Source organism: Bergeyella porcorum (assembly GCF_042427575.1).
GTDB classification, from domain to species: domain Bacteria; phylum Bacteroidota; class Bacteroidia; order Flavobacteriales; family Weeksellaceae; genus Bergeyella; species Bergeyella porcorum.
This window is the reverse complement of sequence record NZ_JBHMFD010000013.1, coordinates 15920-33180: the sequence shown is the minus strand read 5'-3', so window position 1 is coordinate 33180 and position 17261 is coordinate 15920. Positions and strand designations below refer to the sequence as shown.

16 protein-coding genes and 1 tRNA gene are annotated in these 17261 nt (G+C 37.3%); 10 read left to right on the top strand and 7 right to left on the bottom strand.

Annotated elements, in window-relative coordinates; translation table 11 throughout:
- Positions 1 to 301: 301 nt before the first annotated feature.
- The 3 genes from ACFFUE_RS08250 to ribB form a co-directional block, all read right to left on the bottom strand.
- On the bottom strand, positions 302 to 811 hold the full coding sequence (locus tag ACFFUE_RS08250) for a ferritin (RefSeq protein ID WP_327985171.1): 510 nt from the start codon (positions 809 to 811) through the stop codon (positions 302 to 304).
- A 141-nt stretch (positions 812 to 952) separates the two neighbouring features.
- The gene (locus ACFFUE_RS08245; protein ID WP_376834355.1) at positions 953 to 1384 is read right to left on the bottom strand and encodes a hypothetical protein; all 432 of its coding nucleotides are present in this window, start codon (positions 1382 to 1384) and stop codon (positions 953 to 955) included.
- A 170-nt stretch (positions 1385 to 1554) separates the two neighbouring features.
- Positions 1555 to 2676 carry a 3,4-dihydroxy-2-butanone-4-phosphate synthase gene (gene ribB / locus ACFFUE_RS08240; protein WP_376834353.1) on the bottom strand — a complete coding sequence of 374 codons (1122 nt, stop codon included), beginning with the start codon at positions 2674 to 2676 and terminating at the stop codon, positions 1555 to 1557.
- A 111-nt stretch (positions 2677 to 2787) separates the two neighbouring features.
- Here ribB and ACFFUE_RS08235 point away from each other — a divergent pair.
- From ACFFUE_RS08235 to ACFFUE_RS08220, 4 genes are all read left to right on the top strand, one after another.
- A tRNA-Cys gene (locus ACFFUE_RS08235) sits at positions 2788 to 2858 on the top strand.
- Between the two features lie 92 nt (positions 2859 to 2950).
- On the top strand, positions 2951 to 4591 hold the full coding sequence (locus ACFFUE_RS08230) for an LIC_10190 family membrane protein (protein WP_376834351.1): 1641 nt from the start codon (positions 2951 to 2953) through the stop codon (positions 4589 to 4591).
- 117 nt (positions 4592 to 4708) lie between these two features.
- Positions 4709 to 5605 carry a bestrophin family protein gene (locus ACFFUE_RS08225; protein ID WP_376834348.1) on the top strand — a complete coding sequence of 299 codons (897 nt, stop codon included), beginning with the start codon at positions 4709 to 4711 and terminating at the stop codon, positions 5603 to 5605.
- Entirely contained in the window at positions 5602 to 5916 is a 315-nt protein-coding gene (locus ACFFUE_RS08220) for a DUF4298 domain-containing protein (protein ID WP_376834346.1), read from the top strand. Before ACFFUE_RS08225 ends, ACFFUE_RS08220 begins: the two co-directional genes overlap by 4 nt.
- Before the next feature lie 331 nt (positions 5917 to 6247).
- On the opposite strand, the gene rpsB is transcribed toward ACFFUE_RS08220, so the two are convergent.
- From rpsB to ACFFUE_RS08200, 4 genes are all read right to left on the bottom strand, one after another.
- Positions 6248 to 7006: a 30S ribosomal protein S2 gene (rpsB, locus tag ACFFUE_RS08215; protein ID WP_327983964.1), complete on the bottom strand. Its 759-nt coding sequence runs from the start codon at positions 7004 to 7006 to the stop codon at positions 6248 to 6250.
- 183 nt (positions 7007 to 7189) lie between these two features.
- Positions 7190 to 7576, bottom strand: a complete 387-nt coding sequence (gene rpsI, locus ACFFUE_RS08210) for a 30S ribosomal protein S9 (RefSeq protein ID WP_327983963.1) — start codon at positions 7574 to 7576, stop codon at positions 7190 to 7192.
- Between the two features lie 5 nt (positions 7577 to 7581).
- Positions 7582 to 8037 carry a 50S ribosomal protein L13 gene (gene rplM, locus ACFFUE_RS08205; protein ID WP_327983962.1) on the bottom strand — a complete coding sequence of 152 codons (456 nt, stop codon included), beginning with the start codon at positions 8035 to 8037 and terminating at the stop codon, positions 7582 to 7584.
- A gap of 145 nt (positions 8038 to 8182) precedes the next feature.
- The gene (locus ACFFUE_RS08200; protein WP_376834343.1) at positions 8183 to 8515 is read right to left on the bottom strand and encodes a hypothetical protein; all 333 of its coding nucleotides are present in this window, start codon (positions 8513 to 8515) and stop codon (positions 8183 to 8185) included.
- Between the two features lie 115 nt (positions 8516 to 8630).
- On the opposite strand from ACFFUE_RS08200, the gene ACFFUE_RS08195 reads away from it, so the two are divergent.
- From ACFFUE_RS08195 to guaB, 6 genes are all read left to right on the top strand, one after another.
- Positions 8631 to 11975, top strand: a complete 3345-nt coding sequence (locus ACFFUE_RS08195) for a methylmalonyl-CoA mutase family protein (RefSeq protein ID WP_376834341.1) — start codon at positions 8631 to 8633, stop codon at positions 11973 to 11975.
- A gap of 53 nt (positions 11976 to 12028) precedes the next feature.
- On the top strand, positions 12029 to 12370 hold the full coding sequence (locus tag ACFFUE_RS08190) for a hypothetical protein (protein ID WP_376834339.1): 342 nt from the start codon (positions 12029 to 12031) through the stop codon (positions 12368 to 12370).
- A 278-nt stretch (positions 12371 to 12648) separates the two neighbouring features.
- Positions 12649 to 13005 carry an immunity protein Imm33 domain-containing protein gene (locus tag ACFFUE_RS08185; RefSeq protein WP_376834337.1) on the top strand — a complete coding sequence of 119 codons (357 nt, stop codon included), beginning with the start codon at positions 12649 to 12651 and terminating at the stop codon, positions 13003 to 13005.
- 816 nt (positions 13006 to 13821) lie between these two features.
- A complete protein-coding gene (locus tag ACFFUE_RS08180) occupies positions 13822 to 14589 on the top strand; it encodes a hypothetical protein (RefSeq protein ID WP_376834335.1) in 768 nt (255 codons plus the stop codon).
- 254 nt (positions 14590 to 14843) lie between these two features.
- Complete coding sequence (gene ruvC / locus ACFFUE_RS08175) at positions 14844 to 15398, top strand: crossover junction endodeoxyribonuclease RuvC (protein WP_376834333.1); 555 nt, start codon at positions 14844 to 14846, stop codon at positions 15396 to 15398.
- 311 nt (positions 15399 to 15709) lie between these two features.
- Positions 15710 to 17170, top strand: a complete 1461-nt coding sequence (gene guaB, locus ACFFUE_RS08170) for an IMP dehydrogenase (RefSeq protein WP_376834331.1) — start codon at positions 15710 to 15712, stop codon at positions 17168 to 17170.
- The last annotated feature ends 91 nt before the right edge of the window (positions 17171 to 17261 follow it).

The window sequence follows — 17261 nt, the reverse complement described above, 5'->3', positions numbered from 1 at the left end:
TGTGTGTGTGTGTGTGTGTGTGTGTGTGTGTGTGTGTGTGTGTGTGTGTGTGTGTGTGTGTTTACACAATTATCCGAAACTACCAAATAATTGGGGTAGTTTTTTGTATTTTTTTGTTGTAATATGTGGATATTGTGCAACATAGAGTGGGGCAAAGGTAAGACTTTTTTTGATATATGCAAATTTCATCTTAACTATTTCATTTATATGATGATAATTAATTCCACTATCTTCCAAAATTCAAAAACCATCTCACAATAGCGGAGATGGTTTTTTATTTTTTAGTGTTAATATCAGATGACTACGCACCCGTCTCAGGGGTAAAAACTCTCTGAGCCAACTCTTGGTCAAAAAGGTATAATGCCGATGGATTGTCTTTCACCATTTTGATTTTTGAAACCAAAAGCGATGCAGAAGACTCCTCCTCTACCTGCTCATTTACAAACCATTGCAAGAATGAAGTGGTAGCAAAATCTCCCTCCTCATTGGCTTTTTTCACGATATTGAAAATGCTTTTGGTAACCAATTTTTCGTGTTCCAATGCTTTTTCAAAAACCTCTTGCACATCAGAAAACTCGTGTGGTGGCTGAGGAATTTCTTGCAAAATGATATCTCCACCCACATCTGCAAGGTAATCAAACATTTTATCTGCGTGCATTAGTTCTTCTTTGCATTGGATGCGGAAGTAATTGGCAATTCCTTCCAAGTCTCTACTATTAAACCACGCAGACATAGAAAGGTAATACTGTGCTGCATACTGCTCTTTCGCGATTTGGTCATTAATCAACTGACTGATTTCTTTACTTATCATAATTCTAAATTTATTTTATTTTTTCCGAGTGTAAAGTTACTGAATTTATCCATAAAAAAGAAAGGCAAAAATTTTCGCCTTTCTTCAACCATTAAAAAAAACAAAATTATGAACTTAAATTCAAATCTTTACGAACATTTTTTATGATTTAGATGGAGTTTGTCCCCATTTTCTGTCTTTATTGGTTTCTTTCAGATGTTTTCTCTTTTGCTCCATCTCTTTATGTTTCTCTTCTTTTTTAGCTTGCCACTGGGTGAATTGCTCTGGCGTTAAGATTTTTTTCATTTCTGCCTCCATCTGCTGTTTTTTCTTCGCTTTATCTTCTGCCATTTGCTTTCTCATTTCGCTTTGCTTAGCCCTTTGCTGCTCTCGTTCTGCGTAATGCTTTTCGTGAAGGGTTTTAATCTGAGCCACCTGTGTAGGCGTAAGGTGGAGTTCCTTTTGCATCTCTGCCAGATGCTCTGCTCTTTTCTGTTCTTTATTGGCTTTTGCATCCGCTTTTGCTGGTTGTTGCTGTGCCATTACGAAAGTACCTATCGCTAAAAATGCGAAACTATAAACTAACTTTTTCATCTCTTGTTGCTTTTAAATTGTTTTAATTTCCTTTTTGTTTTACACTCTTTTGGATGGAGGAAGAAGATTCAAGTTAAAAACCGAGAATCATAAAGTTTGTTAAAGTCCGAAAACAAAAATCCTACGGAACTAATGCCGTAGGATTATTATTCAATACTCTAAAAAAACGCTTAAAGCTCCACCATCTCTGTAACTTCTACCCCATAGCCACCCACCATCGGTTTGGTATTAGGGCTTTGGGTAATGACTCGGAATTTATTAACTCCAAGGTTCTTTAAAATCTGTGTTCCAATGCCATAGTCTCTAAAATTAGACGCTAAAGTTGGGCGTTGTTCCTGCCCATCTTGGTAATCTAGAAACTGTTGTAGTTTACGCATTGTATTTTCATTATTAGAAACATTGTTAATGAAAATAACGACCCCTTTTCCCTCTTCATTAATCATATTGGTAACTTTTTCCAACAATGGTTTTTCCCCCGTAATCAAGCGGCTCAGCACATCAAAATAAGAGTTGGAAGCTTGTACCCTCACCAATACAGGGTCATCTGGCGTCCAAGTACCTTTAGTAATGGCAAAATGAATTTGGTCTGTACTGGTTTCACGGAAGGCATAGAAATCAAAATCGCCATAGTGCGTCTTCACAGGGCGTTCTTCTATTCTTTCTATCAGATTGCCTTTTTGCAACTGATACTGTATCAAATCTTCTATGGAAACAATTTTCAGGTTATGCTTTTTAGCCAATTCTACCAATTGTGGCAAACGAGCCATTGTGCCGTCTTCATTCATAATCTCACAGATTACGCCTCCTTCTTTTAAGCCTGCTAATTTGGTCAGGTCAATTGCAGCTTCGGTATGCCCCGCTCTCTTCAGAACGCCTCCTTTTCTGGCACGAAGTGGGAAAATATGCCCTGGACGCATAAAATCTGATGGTTTGGTTTTCTCATCCATCAGTGCTAAAATGGTTTTGGCTCTATCACTAGCTGAAATCCCCGTAGAAACCCCATCTCCCAATAAATCTACCGAAACGGTAAAGGCTGTTTCTTTGGGGTCGCTGCTTCTTGCTACCATAATATCCAAACCCAGTTCTTCGCATCGTTTTTCTGGAAGTGGCGTACAGATAAGCCCACGCCCGTGGATGGTCATAAAATTAATAATCTCTGGTGTGGTAAGCTCTGCGGCAGAGAGAAAATCGCCCTCGTTCTCTCTATCTTCATCATCTACCACGATGATGATTTTCCCATTTTTCAGGTCTTCTATCGCTTCTGGAATTGTATTTAGAATAATCTCTGACATTACTGTATTTTTAACCCTACAAATATAGGAATGAAAAAGGGAGGAAAAAAATTTATCAACTTTTTATTTCTTTTTCAAAAAAATATTTTAAATTTGCAGTCCAAAACAAAGGGTACTTTGGCCGAGTGGCTAGGCAGTGGTCTGCAACACCATCTACAGCGGTTCGAATCCGCTAGGTACCTCAAAATACACGCAACGCTTTTATAATCAAAGCGTTGCGTTTTTTATTTCCATTAATATTTATAATTTTAACATTTCAAATCTGAGGCGTTTTATGTTATATATTTTTATTTCTATATTACTGCTTATTCCCGCACTGATAGGGGTAGGCAACTGGTGCGAACGATGCTTTAAAATCTTCAATAACAGCTTGGCGATAAAAGCTTTATTGGGAATGAGTGCTACAACCCTCGTCTGGACGCTCTTTGCTTTCTTCTTGCCCATCAATCTCTATGCGGAAGTGGTGTTTTTAATCTTTGGATTCACAGGATTTTTCTTGATGAAATCCCATCGAGAGTTGCTTTCATTCTTACGGCAACATTCTTTTTATTTTGGTATTTCACTGGTAGTTTGCCTTCTTGCGGGTTCTTTTTATCCTTTTATTTTAGACCATTTTGGATACTATATCCCTACCATCAATTGGATAAAGACCTTTGGACTTACTAAAGGCATCTCTAATCTGGACATTGTATTGGGACAAATGTCTGTATGGCACATCTTACAAGTGGGATTGTCCTCCTTTTCTGATATTTTTTTTCGCCTCAACACAATAGTGTTGGTCATTTACCTCATCTACATTTTTGAGCGTTCTGCGTGGGTGCATTGGATTTTTTTACCTTTTTTCTTTCTATTTGCCCAATCTCCCAGCCCAGACCTCCCTACCCTTGTTATTTCCTTAATCATCCTCAACGAAGTTTTCCGTCAGAATACCAATGCTTCTTCGCTTTGGTTGCTTTCCGCTTTTGTTTTCGTCATCAAACCGACAATGATTTGGGTGCCTATATTTACGCTACTCTATCTCTTTTTTAAAGTAAAAGTTTCTGCTAAGCATTATGTAGTAGGGTGCATTTTCATCCTTCTTTTCATCTTAAAAAACATCTGGTGCTTTGGCTACCCTATTTTTCCTGTTCAGGTTTTAGATTTAAATCTCAGCTGGAAACCCGACCCTGAAACGCTAAAAATATCCTCCGAAATTGCCATACAAAAAACCTATGATATGCAGTATTCTATGGAGAAAATACGGCAGTTCAGCACTTGGGATTACATCATCAATTGGATAACGCTCAAAGGGATTAAAGCTTTTATTCACATCGCTTTCATTCTATCCATTATTCTTTTAAGCATCATCACCATCATCCGAAAATCCAGCATTCTCTACTTTTTATTTTTTGCTGTGGTGGTCAAAAGCGTACTCGTTTTGCTATTTTCTGCCCAATACCGTTTTTTTCTGGATGTTTTCTTTGTGGTAGCTCTAGTTTTATTACACCACCGTTGTTCCAAAACAATGGGCATCTCATTATTTGCATCTTTGAGTATATTTTTCATCGGCTTTCTAGCACAGCCTCATTGGGTACAAACCTATATTCCGAGTTTTCAATTGGGGCATTTTATGAAAGGATTCAATACCCAACAGCTTGTGAAACCTTCTCATTACATTCTTAAGCGATACAGCACCCATCAGGTGGGCAATCTAAAATTCAATGTAAGCCAAGGCTATCCATTCAGCTTTGATACACCAATGCCTGCCATCACATTTTTTGCTTTGAAAGAATATTCTGAAACCCAAATTTTCCCTCAGAAAATAGGCAAATCCCCCAAAGAAGGTTTTATATGGAAAAAACTAAACGATAAGGAGCTGGAACAGCTTCAACGTATCATCAAGCAGGTACAATCCAACTCCACCAAGTCAGAATAATCGTTAAATACCAACTTCGCTTTAGAAAAATCTAAAAATCAATACATTTGCAAAATAAATATTGCTCAGGGGCTATAAAATACGCTTAGCACCTTGTATGCTCTATATATCACCGATATGATTACATCAGAAAAACAAGGCTTTGTCCACCTTCTCAAAATTGCATTTCCATTTGCAATAGCCACTTCCGCCTATGCTACACTCTTCCTTATTGCAGAAGAAATTTTGGACGACAAGCTGTACACCGCTGGTCAGTTGGGCGCCGTTTTTGGTATGGCGGTAGCTTTTTTCTTAGGATTTCGGATGAACTCTGCCTATGATAGATGGTGGGAAGCCCGCAAAATTTTTGGAGAACTAACCAATAACTCCCGAAGCTTCGCTAATAAAATCTACGCTTATTATAGCAATGAAAAAAATGTTTCCAAAGCCGATAAACTCTATATACAACAGCTGATTTCGCTGGAGCAATTCTATGTAAAACAATTGACCAATGAAATCAAAAACCGCCTAGTGAAGTTGAGTGATAAAGAGCAGCAATTATTTGCCCTCTTTTCTATAAATTCCCAAAATAAAATATCCAACGAAATTTTGATGGCTTTATCCATTGCTTTTGAAAAAGATTTTCATTCTTCGGCTTTTTCTGAAAAAGCGGATTTGATGCAACATATCAACCGATTTTATGACATTCAAGGCAAGGCAGAACGCATCAAAAGCACCCCATTCCTCAAGATTTATAGTGCCTTCACACGCCTGATTGTCTGGGTATATGTAGCACTAATCCCTTTATTTATAGGAGATATCGATTTAGGAGGAGAAAACAGCCATCTGGAATTTTTAACCATCCCCATTGTAGCAATGATTAGCACGGCATTCCTTACCATCAACCGACTGGCAAACCTCTACGGAGAGCCTTTTCTGAATAGTAAAACTTCTATAAGTGTAGATAAAATCTGCCAAACGATTGTTCAGAACTGTGATGAAGTGAAAAACAAATTAAACACTATGAACCAATGACCCAAGAACAAATCAAAACCATAAAAGAGCAAGAACAAAATCTAAAATCCGCCTCCGATTTTCTAGAAAAAGCTACTGCATTATTAGAAGAATGGAAATCATTGCAACCGAAAATCCAATCGCTGGAAGCATATTATTATAGCCCTCAGTGGCAAAAAGATTATGAAAGAAGCAATCAAACACCCCTTGATTTTCCACACGGTGTACTGAGCGAAGATGCTGTCTATCTATTCCTTGCCCACCAACAGCAAACCGCTATTGACTATATAAAACTAATGGCTAATATCTTGGATAGCAAACCATCAAAATAAGGCATAATACTAAAAATAGTTGGTAAAAACTAAAAAAAACATCGACTGATAAGGGTTTAGACAGAAGTTTTTGTGAAACGTGTTTCATAAAACTTTTTCTTTGTATTAAAAATGGCAAAAAAACGGTGCTGGTCTAGAAGTAATACGATGGGGAACATTATAACAGAGAGATTACCCTGAAAAATAGAATTAACTTTATCAAATGGTATATTTATTTTTCTAACGAAAAATAGAGTTTTTTTTAGCCATAGTATGTATCCTATAATTTTAAATGAAAAAAAGCTGCCCTTTTCGGACAGCTTCGTTAGATATTAAATTCTTCCGAAGAATATTAGTTGTTATCAAAATCTGCATCAGCTTCTACTGTTGCTTTTCCTTCTTCTTTAGATTTTTCTTTATCAGCTTTTCTCTGAGATTGTCCTTCTTTGATAGAATCTGCCACTACAGATAGAATCATATCAATAGACTTAGAAGCATCATCGTTTCCTGGGATTACGAAATCTACTTTTCTTGGGTCAGAGTTAGTATCTACAATACCAAAAACAGGAATACCCAATTTTTTAGCTTCAGTTACCGCGATGTGTTCTCTCATAATATCTACTACGAAAACGGCTGCAGGAAGTCTCACCATATCAGCGATAGAACCTAGGTTTTTCTCAAGGTTAGCTCTTTGTCTATCCACTTGAAGTCTTTCCTTTTTAGATAAAGTTTCGAAAGTACCATCTTTCTTCATTTTATCAATATGGTTCATTTTTTTAACAGCCTTACGAATCGTTACAAAGTTCGTAAGCATACCACCTGGCCATCTTTCAGTAATATAAGGCATATTAAGTTCTTGAGCGTGCTTAGCAACCACTTCTTTAGCTTGCTTTTTAGTCGCTACGAAAAGAACTTTTTTACCTGCAGAAGTCAATTTTTCCAAAGCTTGGCAAGCTTCTTCCAATTTCACTGCTGTTTTATGTAAATCTACGATGTGAATACCGTTTTTCTCCATAAAGATGTATGGAGCCATATTTGGATTCCACTTTCTAGTCATATGACCAAAGTGTACACCTGCCTCTAAAAGGTCTTTTACATTTGCTTTTGCCATGTTTTTTCTTTTTGTTAGTTTACTTTCCGCTTTTTAAGCAATCAACAGCTTCTATAGATGGGAGAAGCGTTTGGATGCTAAACATAACGGGCAATTATTGGCTTTGAGCTATCAGCGATAGGCTTTTAAGCTCTGAAGCGAATTAATATTTTTTTTATAATGGATAATAAGCTTGCTGCAATATTAACGCTTAGAGAATTGGAATCTCTTTCTTGCTTTCTTCTGTCCTGGTTTCTTTCTTTCCACCATTCTTGAATCTCTTGTAAGCAAGCCGTGAGGCTTAAGAGCCAATCTGAACTCTGCGTTGATTTCGCACAAAGCTCTTGAAATTCCTAATCTAATTGCTTCTGCTTGTCCTGTATTTCCACCTCCGAAAACATTCACAGTAACATCGTACTGCCCTGCAGTTTCGGTAAGAGCGAAAGGCTGGTTAAGCTTGTAAACCATTACATCTGTAGAGAAATACTCCTTAGCATCTTTTCCGTTCACTGTGATATTACCAGCTCCTGGCTTCACATAAACTCTTGCTACTGAAGTTTTTCTTCTTCCTATTTTATGAACTGTAGACATATTAATTATTTGAATTCGTTAATATTAATAGTTTTTGGCTGTTGAGCTTCGTGCTTATGCTCAGAACCTTCGTATAAATAAAGGTTTTTCAAGATTGCAGCACCCAATCTGTTTTTAGGCAACATCCCTTTTACAGATTTCTCCAAAATTCTCAATGGATTCTTTTTCAAAAGCTCCTCAGCTGTCTGAGACTTCTGACCACCTGGATATCCAGTATGCCAAATGTAAGTCTTATCAGCCCACTTGTTTCCTGAAAGAGTAATCTTTCCAGCATTCAAAACAATCACATTATCACCACAATCTACATGCGGTGTAAAGTTAGTTTTGTGCTTACCTCTCAAAATCTTTGCAACCGTAGAAGCCAATCTTCCTAACGGCTGTCCTTCAGCGTCTACCACAACCCATTCTTTTCTAGCAGTAGCTTTGTTCGCTGAAATAGTTTTGTAACTTAATGTATTCACACTTTTTCGTTTACGGTTAAACATAATTTTCCCAATAAGGGTGTGCAAAGGTACAATTATTTTTTGAATTGAAAAAATTTATTTTGAAAATCCTTTTGGAGTGATGAGTGATTAATCTGGAAAGAAAGAAGAAGGAGGAAAAATTCTATTTTCTCAATGATTTACTTTCTCTAAAACTGGCAATGAGATAATATGCCACAAATACCGTAGAAAAACGAATGATAGAAGGCACCGCAATTTCAAAATTAAAAAAAGCAAAACCTATCAACAATAGAATCCCTACTCCAATGAAGGATACTCCCATTTTCTTAGACAGCTGCCACTGTGGTTCATCTACGAAATATGCCATTGCCCAGCCCAGCCCAAACGCCAAACCGTAATACCAATCTACCCACCAAGCTCCATTTCCAGAAACATAATGATTGAAAACAAAACTAAGCACTGTCCCTATTACCAAATATATCAATGCCTTTTGCATAAAATGTCTTTTTGCAAAGATAATTAAAATAAACACTCCTCTCATAAAACAACATTTCACTATTCTAAAAATTTATTATATTTGGAAAAACATACAGAATAATAAAAAAAATAAAATGGAAACACCTAAATATCAACCTCAAAATAAAGTCCGCATTGTAACGGCAGCAGCTCTTTTTGATGGGCACGATGCTGCCATTAATATTATGCGTAGAATCATCCAAGCTACGGGATGCGAAGTCATTCACCTCGGGCACGATAAATCCGCTGAAGAAGTGGTAAATACCGCCATTCAGGAAGATGCCAATGCCATTGCCCTTACCTCATACCAAGGAGGACATAACGAATACTTTAAATACATCTATGACCTGCTCCGCGAAAAAGGTGCTCCCCAAATCCAAATCTTTGGCGGCGGCGGTGGCGTTATCTTACCAGAAGAGATCAAAGACCTGATGGACTATGGCATCACCAAAATCTACTCGCCAGACGACGGCAGAGAAATGGGACTACAAGGAATGATTAATGATTTGGTGCAAAAATCCGATTTCCCAACTGGAAAACACATCACCACGAAAGACCTTGAAAATATCAGCTTTGAAAATTCAAAATCCATTTCGGAAATCATCTCCGCAGTAGAAAATTTCTCCGATGAAAACCTCGTTGCTGAAATCACAGAGAAAGCTCAGCAAAAAAACATTCCCATTATCGGGATTACAGGAACGGGAGGTGCTGGTAAATCTTCCCTCACAGACGAATTGGTAAGACGCTTCCTAAGAGCCAATCCAGATAAGAAAATCGCCATCATCTCCATAGACCCTTCTAAAAAGAAAACAGGCGGTGCTCTCCTTGGCGACAGAATTCGAATGAATGCCATCCACGATGCCCGCGTCTATATGCGTTCTATGGCTACGCGAGAGAACAATGTTTCCGTGTCGCCACATATTCATTCCGCACTCAATGTTCTCAAAATTTCTAATCCAGATGTGATTATCCTAGAAACCTCAGGGATTGGACAAAGCGGTTCAGAAATCACCGATATTGCAGATGTTTCTCTCTATGTGATGACACCTGAATATGGTGCTTCTACCCAATTAGAAAAAATTGATATGCTGGATTACGCCGATCTTATCGCCCTCAACAAATCAGATAAGAGAGGAGCCCTAGATGCTCTACAAGCTGTTCGCAAACAATACCAACGCAACCACAACCGCTTTACAGAACCATTGGAAGCAATGCCTGTTTTTGCCACAAAAGCCAGTCAGTTTAACGATTGGGGAACTACCGAACTCTACAACACACTAATAGAAAAGGTTAATGAAAAATTCCCAACCCTTCAGTTGCTCACCTATGTAGAACAAAACACTTCGGAAGAGGCTACCATTATCCCTCCTAAACGCGTAAGATATCTTTCTGAAATTGTAGAAAACAATCATCAGTACGATGAAACGGTGAAGAAACAAGCCGAACTAGCACGCCAACTCTATCAAATCAATGGCGTAAGAAATATCATTACCACACACGAGGAACTGAATGCTGCTTATCAAAAAATAGAAAAAGAGCTCTCACAAGAGAATATCGACTTCCTCAAAAATTGGGATAAAACCAAAGAACAACTGTCCCAAGATGAATTTTCTTACTTTGTAAGAGGAAAAGAAATTAAGGTTCAGACCAAAACCGAAAGCCTTTCTCACTTGAAAATTCCTAAAATCGCTTTACCGAAATACAGCGATTGGGGCGACCTTATCCAATGGAAAGGACAAGAAAATCTACCTGGTTATTTCCCTTACACCGCAGGAATTTACCCTTTTAAAAGAACAGGAGAAGACCCTACGAGAATGTTCGCGGGAGAAGGTGGACCAGAAAGAACCAACCGAAGATTTCACTATGTATCTGCGGAGATGCCCGCCAAAAGACTTTCCACAGCGTTTGATAGCGTTACACTTTACGGGCAAGACCCTGCCCTACCTCCAGATATCTATGGGAAAATAGGAAATGCTGGGGTATCCATCGCCACTTTGAACGATGCTAAAAAACTCTATTCAGGGTTTGACCTCATCAATGCTCTTACTTCGGTTTCTATGACCATCAATGGCCCTGCCCCAATGCTTTTGGCTTTCTTTATGAATGCCGCCATTGACCAAAATTGCGAGAAATACATCGAAGAGCATCAGCTTTGGGACAAAGTAGAACAGAAACTTAAAGCCAAATACGATGATAAAGGACTGAAAAGACCCGTTTACCACGGAAAACTACCACCTTCCAACAATGGGCTAGGACTTAGACTTCTCGGTTTAACGGGAGATGAAATTTTAGCAGCAGATGTCTATAATAAAATAAAAGCCGAAACCATTGCCACCGTAAGAGGAACCGTACAAGCCGACATCCTAAAAGAAGACCAAGCCCAAAACACTTGCATTTTCTCCACAGAATTTGCATTGAGGCTAATGGGCGATGTTCAGGAATATTTCATCAATAATAAGGTACGAAATTTCTATTCGGTTTCCATTTCTGGATATCACATTGCAGAGGCGGGAGCCAATCCTATCTCACAGCTAGCGTTTACCCTCGCTAATGGATTTACTTATGTGGAATATTACCTCAGCCGAGGAATGAACATTAATGATTTTGCACCCAACCTTTCGTTCTTCTTCTCCAATGGTATAGACCCAGAATATTCTGTTATCGGAAGAGTGGCAAGAAGAATTTGGGCAAAGGCAATGAAAATGAAATACGGAGCCGATGAACGCTCACAAATGTTAAAATACCACATTCAAACTTCTGGTCGCTCACTTCACGCTCAGGAAATTGATTTTAACGATATCAGAACGACACTTCAGGCATTATATGCTATTTATGACAATTGCAACTCCCTACACACCAACGCTTATGACGAGGCCATCACCACGCCTACGGAAGAATCGGTAAGGAGAGCAATGGCAATTCAGCTCATCATTAATAAAGAATTAGGTCTGGCGAAAAATGAAAATCCACTGCAAGGGTCTTTCATCATAGAAGAATTGACCGACTTGGTAGAAGAAGCTGTATATGCAGAGTTTGATAGAATCACCGAGAGAGGTGGCGTTCTTGGAGCAATGGAAACAATGTATCAACGCTCTAAAATACAAGAAGAAAGTATGCACTACGAAATGCTGAAACATACGGGAGAATATCCTATCATTGGGGTAAATACCTTCCTTGGAAAAGATGGTTCACCTACGGTATTGCCGGGAGAGGTGATTCGCTCTACCGAGGAGGAGAAACAGCAACAAATTGATAGTCTTACCAATTTCCATAAAGTAAATGAAGACAAAGCAGCAGAACTCCTTCATCAATTGCAATTGGCAGCGATAAATCAGGAGAACTTGTTTGCCGTGATGATGGAAGCGGTAAAATACTGCTCCCTTGGACAGATTACCAACGCCCTCTTTGAGGTGGGAGGAAAGTATAGAAGGAATATGTAATATAATGTCCCCCAAAAATCAGCCACAAGTTAAAGTTGAAAAACAAAATGACAATGAAAAAAGACTTTTTTATAATATTTATTATGGCTGCAGCTGTTTTTTTTATTTTCCAAAAATTTATATTTAAGCAACAACAGCCAAGCGAGGCATATAAAAAAAATATTGCTGAAAAGGAGATCAATGACTGGCTTGTGAGGCATAAAATCTACAATAAAACCATATCTTTTATAAACAAGGAGGATCCAAATCAGGCAAATGTAGAGTATTATAATTATTCTATTGGTAGTAGGAAAGACAGTCTAATATTATCCTTTGGATTTAATGAGGAATATATTGAATCAGGTTATGTAGAAATTGTTCCTAATGATAAACTAAAAAAAATACTATCCAAATAGCAATCATTTTTATTAAAGAAGTCTTTAAATTTTTGACATTCTAGATATAAAGCAAATATTGTATTATAATGTTCCCTAAAAATTGGTAATGTTTCAAATTTAGTGATAGATAAAAAAATAAAAAGTGTAGGCGTTCATTAAAGAAAAAATACGGAATACATTGCCTTTGGAGAAACATTTGTAGATGAACATTCTGTAAGTAAAACAATGCCCAACTTGTTCAAGTAAGCAAGGTGCAGAAATAAGTAAATATTCACAAGAAATGAAAAGAAGAATAAATGAAAGAACTAATGGAAATTGATAAAATCATTTTAGAGCAACAAGAAATTTGTAAAAGGTATGATTTAGAATATTATCATACAGATGTTTGGTTAAAAGTAGGAATATCAAAAAATATAAATAGTGGAAAAATGCCTATAAATGGGTTACGACATAATCCTGAAGGAGATACTTGTGGTTGGTATATATGGGCAGGAGAATATGATAGTTCTGATGACTTTTTTGAGCCAATGCATATTATACATCTGTATGATATTTACCCTGATATTATAAAATATCTGGGATTGCCTCCTCAAAGTAGATTTTTAATAGATGATAAAGGGTATGAAGATGTGTGGGTTGATACAATTTTGTAAATAGATATGGTAATGTTTCAAAGTTAGTGATGGGCAAAAAAATAAAGCATAACCCATTGATTAACAATATAAAATCATTTCTAAAAGAATAGGGATATCCTATTCTTTTAGTATTTTTATTCCCAAAAATAAGGCTTAAAATATGGAGTTTCAAACCTTGTCAGAGTTAGTGATGTGGGTATTTGTCCGCATTGCCACTCTAAAAACATCATTAAAAACGGACATACCAAGACACATATGATGTCCCCAAAATCAGACCACAGTTAAGCGGATTTAAGTTGATAATTGGGTTCAAATTGAATTAAAACTTTTAGTTTTTGATAGTTAATGCCTTGATGTTTTCGGTTGTTGTATCCTGCAATAAAATCTCTAATCCCTTCGTACAGTTCCAAGCCTGATTCCACTAGATTAGAGAGAAAAGTTCTAACAAGAGACCAACTCTGATAGCGTTTTTATTTCAGTACTTCAATGGTGACCTAAGCCTTAAAAGCAGAGTTAAATTTTGTCTTTTTTTCATTTTCTATGAGCTAAATCCAGACTACGCAGTTGAAAAAACAATATAAAATATGTAAAATCCTACTGCATAACAGTAGAAAATATTGAAACACAAAACCCAACAATATACTACAAGACAATGCATTACAACTCAAAATACAATAATCTTTTTTTTTATAAAATTGGTTTTAAGTAAGTCTTTGAAGCGTAAATCACCCAAAAAAAATCAAACTATAAAATTTAAACAAAATTCAATACTGTACATTGAGATAAATATGTATCTTTGCACCCATTATTAATCTTTTTAAATTATAAAAACAGATGAAAAAAATTATTCATTTAACATTAGTAGGTCTTTTAAGTATAATAGGATTTGCCAACGCTCAGAATGTAGGGATAAACACAGAATCTCCTACCAATACATTGCATATAAAAAGTACTGCAAATCCTCTAAGGATGGAAGGACTACAAGCACCTGCTGAAACAGATGCAATTGGCATTTTGGTAGCTAATGCAGATGGAGTAGTAAAAAGACTCAACAAAAGTACATTTACGCCTGTTTTTGAAACTACTTATGGTGTGAAAACAGATTCTATATCAGGTAAGAATATGCCAAATAATAGTTTTACAAAAATTGTCTTTACAAGTACAAAAACAGGAACACTGAATAATAATGGAGAATATGTAGTACCAGAAGATGGCTGGTACCATTTAGACGGAAATGTAAGGTTTGAAGTAGAAAAGAGTACAGAGACACATAAGATTACTTTTGATGGGCGTTTTATGCAAATGATGGTTATATATCGTGTAAAAAACCCATCAACAGCAATTAGCTACAGAGCAAGTTATGTAGAAAAATCAATTTATAGAGGTTCTTATATCCCAACAGGTGATAATACAGGCTTAATGATTCATCAGTTTACTCCAACAGGAACGGTGTTTCTTAGAAAAGGAGAGTTAGTCTCATTGGAATACTTTACTTACGGGGGGATAGGAGTAATTACAAATTCTGACTCAGGTACTTCAAATCCTAATAAAGCAAAAATAAATATGAGCACTTCATACTCTAGAATCTATAGAATTTTGTAATTACAACGATGAAACTAACCGTCTCGGAATTGAGACGGTTAGTTTTTTTTTCATAAAAGTTAAATTCATCAAAATATAGCTCACGATTAGACTGATTTAAGTAAATAATTGAGCTCAGACGGAATTAAATTGTTTTTAGGAAGAAAGTTGACATCTTAATCCTTTACTGCTTATAGATATCTACATTAGAGGTAAAACAACATTTTGCCACCCAAAAATCATCTACCCAATAGATAAAACCTTAATTTTGCAAAATGCAAATTGAAAAAATATATTTAGGCATAGACCCTGGTACTACCGTGATGGGCTTTGGCATCATCTCTGTAAAAGGCAATCAGATGAAGCTGGTAGCCATCCACGAATTGATTCTAAAAAAATACCCCAACCACGAAACCAAACTTAAATATATTTTTGAAAAAACCTTGGCTCTGATTGATGAATACCACCCTGATGAAGTTGCCCTTGAAGCTCCTTTCTTTGGAAAAAATGTACAATCTATGCTCAAATTGGGAAGAGCCCAAGGCGTAGCAATGGCAGCAAGCCTTTATCGCAATATCCCCATCACAGAATACTCTCCCAAAAAGGTAAAAATGGCAATCACGGGCAATGGTAACGCCAGCAAAGAGCAAGTTGCAGGGATGCTCAAAAACCTCCTCCACCTGAAAGAATTTCCTACTAAATACCTTGATGCTTCCGATGGACTAGCAGTAGCCGTATGCCATTATTTCAACACTGGGAAAGCCGAAAAACAAAACACCTACTCTGGATGGGACGCTTTCATAAAGCAAAATCCAGATAGAGTGAAGTAAATTTTTTCTATCAAACCTAAGTTGTACAACAGATGGCAAATTATTTTATTTGTCTAAAAAGTTCTTTTCTATTAAAAACTCCTAAAAACCATCTACCTTATACAAACCTTATAGCTACCTTATACGAACCTTATAGGAAGACAGCAAAAATCTCATTATTAAATTCTTAATAAAAATACACAAAATAACAGAAAACAATAATTGCAACAAAAAAACTCACCTTCCCTTATTCTTAAAGTTAATTTTTCATTAAGCCATCGTTCCCTCTTTTACATTTCAGAAAAAAAGTTTAATTTTGCAAAGAAAGTGCAATGCCTATACAAGACAAAATTATAGAACAAGCCATCACTTTTGATGATGTCCTTCTTGTTCCCGCTTATTCTGAAGTTTTACCGAATCAGGTTTCTTTAAAATCAAGACTTACCAACAACATTACGCTGAATGTCCCTATTGTTTCCGCAGCAATGGATACCGTTACCGAAGCCGATATGGCAATCGCATTAGCAAGAGTTGGTGGTTTAGGATTTATCCACAAGAATATGCCTATCGCAGAGCAAGCCGCTCAGGTGAATAAAGTAAAACGCTCTGAAAACGGAATGATTGCTGACCCTGTGACGCTTTCTAAAGATTATACCCTTAAAGAAGCTAAAGAGCTGATGCAAAACTATAAAATTTCTGGTCTTCCTGTGGTGGATCAGGAAAACAAACTCATCGGCATCATTACCAATAGAGATGTAAAATACCAAGAAAACCTTGATGTAAAGGTGGAAGCCTTGATGACAAAGGACAACCTCATCACTTCCGATAAGAATACCACCTTGGAAGATGCTAAGAAAATCCTATTGGAAAACCGAGTGGAGAAACTCCCTATCGTAGATGAAGACTTCAAACTCGTGGGACTAATCACCATTAAAGATATTGACAACCAACTGGAATATCCTAATGCCAACAAAGATAAAAACGGCAGACTCATTGTAGGAGCTGGAGTAGGCATTGGCGAAGATACCATAGAACGCGTAACGGCTTTAGTAGAAGCAGGGGTGGATATCATCGCGGTAGATTCTGCCCACGGACATTCTAAAGGCGTTCTAGAAAAGGTAAAAGAAATCCGCCAGCATTTTCCAAATCTGGACATCGTAGGTGGAAACATCGTAACCGCAGAGGCTGCCAAAGACCTTATAGAAGCGGGTGCTAATGTTCTTAAAGTAGGGGTAGGCCCAGGCTCTATCTGTACCACGCGTGTGGTAGCGGGCGTAGGAGTTCCACAGCTTTCTGCCATCTATAATGTTTTTGAATACGCTAGGTCTAAGAATGTTACCGTGATTGCAGATGGTGGCATCAAACTTTCGGGGGACATTGTAAAAGCCATTGCCAGCGGTGCTGGAGCAGTGATGCTCGGCTCACTTTTGGCAGGAACCGATGAAGCCCCAGGGGAGGAAATCATCTTCCAAGGAAGAAAATTCAAATCTTACCAAGGAATGGGAAGCTTGGCAGCGATGAAGCGTGGTGGTAAGGAGCGTTATTTCCAAAGCGAAGCCAAAAAATTTGTTCCAGAAGGCATAGAAGGGCGTGTTCCTCATAAAGGTAAATTGGAAGATGTGATTTTCCAACTTACAGGAGGTATCCGTGCAGGAATGGGATACTGTGGTGCCAAAGATATTACTGCATTACAAAACGACTCCAAGATGGTAAAAATAACAGGAAGCGGACTAAAAGAGTCTCATCCACACGATGTTATCATCACACAAGAAGCTCCTAATTATTCTTTGTAATTATAAAAACTTCAATACGAAGCCGTCCCGAAAGCAACTTTCGGGACGGCTTTTTTTAACCAAAAACCCTGTACGCATTATAAAACAAAAA

What these genes read in the sequence shown, in the direction of transcription:
- ACFFUE_RS08250 (WP_327985171.1), bottom strand. Translation starts at nt 811, where the DNA reads ATGATAAGTAAAGAAATCAGTCAGTTGATTAATGACCAAATCGCGAAA.
- ACFFUE_RS08245 (WP_376834355.1), bottom strand. Translation starts at nt 1,384, where the DNA reads ATGAAAAAGTTAGTTTATAGTTTCGCATTTTTAGCGATAGGTACTTTC.
- ribB (WP_376834353.1), bottom strand. Translation starts at nt 2,676, where the DNA reads ATGTCAGAGATTATTCTAAATACAATTCCAGAAGCGATAGAAGACCTG.
- ACFFUE_RS08230 (WP_376834351.1), top strand. Translation starts at nt 2,951, where the DNA reads ATGTTATATATTTTTATTTCTATATTACTGCTTATTCCCGCACTGATA.
- ACFFUE_RS08225 (WP_376834348.1), top strand. Translation starts at nt 4,709, where the DNA reads ATGATTACATCAGAAAAACAAGGCTTTGTCCACCTTCTCAAAATTGCA.
- ACFFUE_RS08220 (WP_376834346.1), top strand. Translation starts at nt 5,602, where the DNA reads ATGACCCAAGAACAAATCAAAACCATAAAAGAGCAAGAACAAAATCTA.
- rpsB (WP_327983964.1), bottom strand. Translation starts at nt 7,006, where the DNA reads ATGGCAAAAGCAAATGTAAAAGACCTTTTAGAGGCAGGTGTACACTTT.
- rpsI (WP_327983963.1), bottom strand. Translation starts at nt 7,576, where the DNA reads ATGTCTACAGTTCATAAAATAGGAAGAAGAAAAACTTCAGTAGCAAGA.
- ACFFUE_RS08200 (WP_376834343.1), bottom strand. Translation starts at nt 8,515, where the DNA reads ATGCAAAAGGCATTGATATATTTGGTAATAGGGACAGTGCTTAGTTTT.
- ACFFUE_RS08195 (WP_376834341.1), top strand. Translation starts at nt 8,631, where the DNA reads ATGGAAACACCTAAATATCAACCTCAAAATAAAGTCCGCATTGTAACG.
- ACFFUE_RS08190 (WP_376834339.1), top strand. Translation starts at nt 12,029, where the DNA reads ATGAAAAAAGACTTTTTTATAATATTTATTATGGCTGCAGCTGTTTTT.
- ACFFUE_RS08185 (WP_376834337.1), top strand. Translation starts at nt 12,649, where the DNA reads ATGAAAGAACTAATGGAAATTGATAAAATCATTTTAGAGCAACAAGAA.
- ACFFUE_RS08180 (WP_376834335.1), top strand. Translation starts at nt 13,822, where the DNA reads ATGAAAAAAATTATTCATTTAACATTAGTAGGTCTTTTAAGTATAATA.
- ruvC (WP_376834333.1), top strand. Translation starts at nt 14,844, where the DNA reads ATGCAAATTGAAAAAATATATTTAGGCATAGACCCTGGTACTACCGTG.
- guaB (WP_376834331.1), top strand. Translation starts at nt 15,710, where the DNA reads ATGCCTATACAAGACAAAATTATAGAACAAGCCATCACTTTTGATGAT.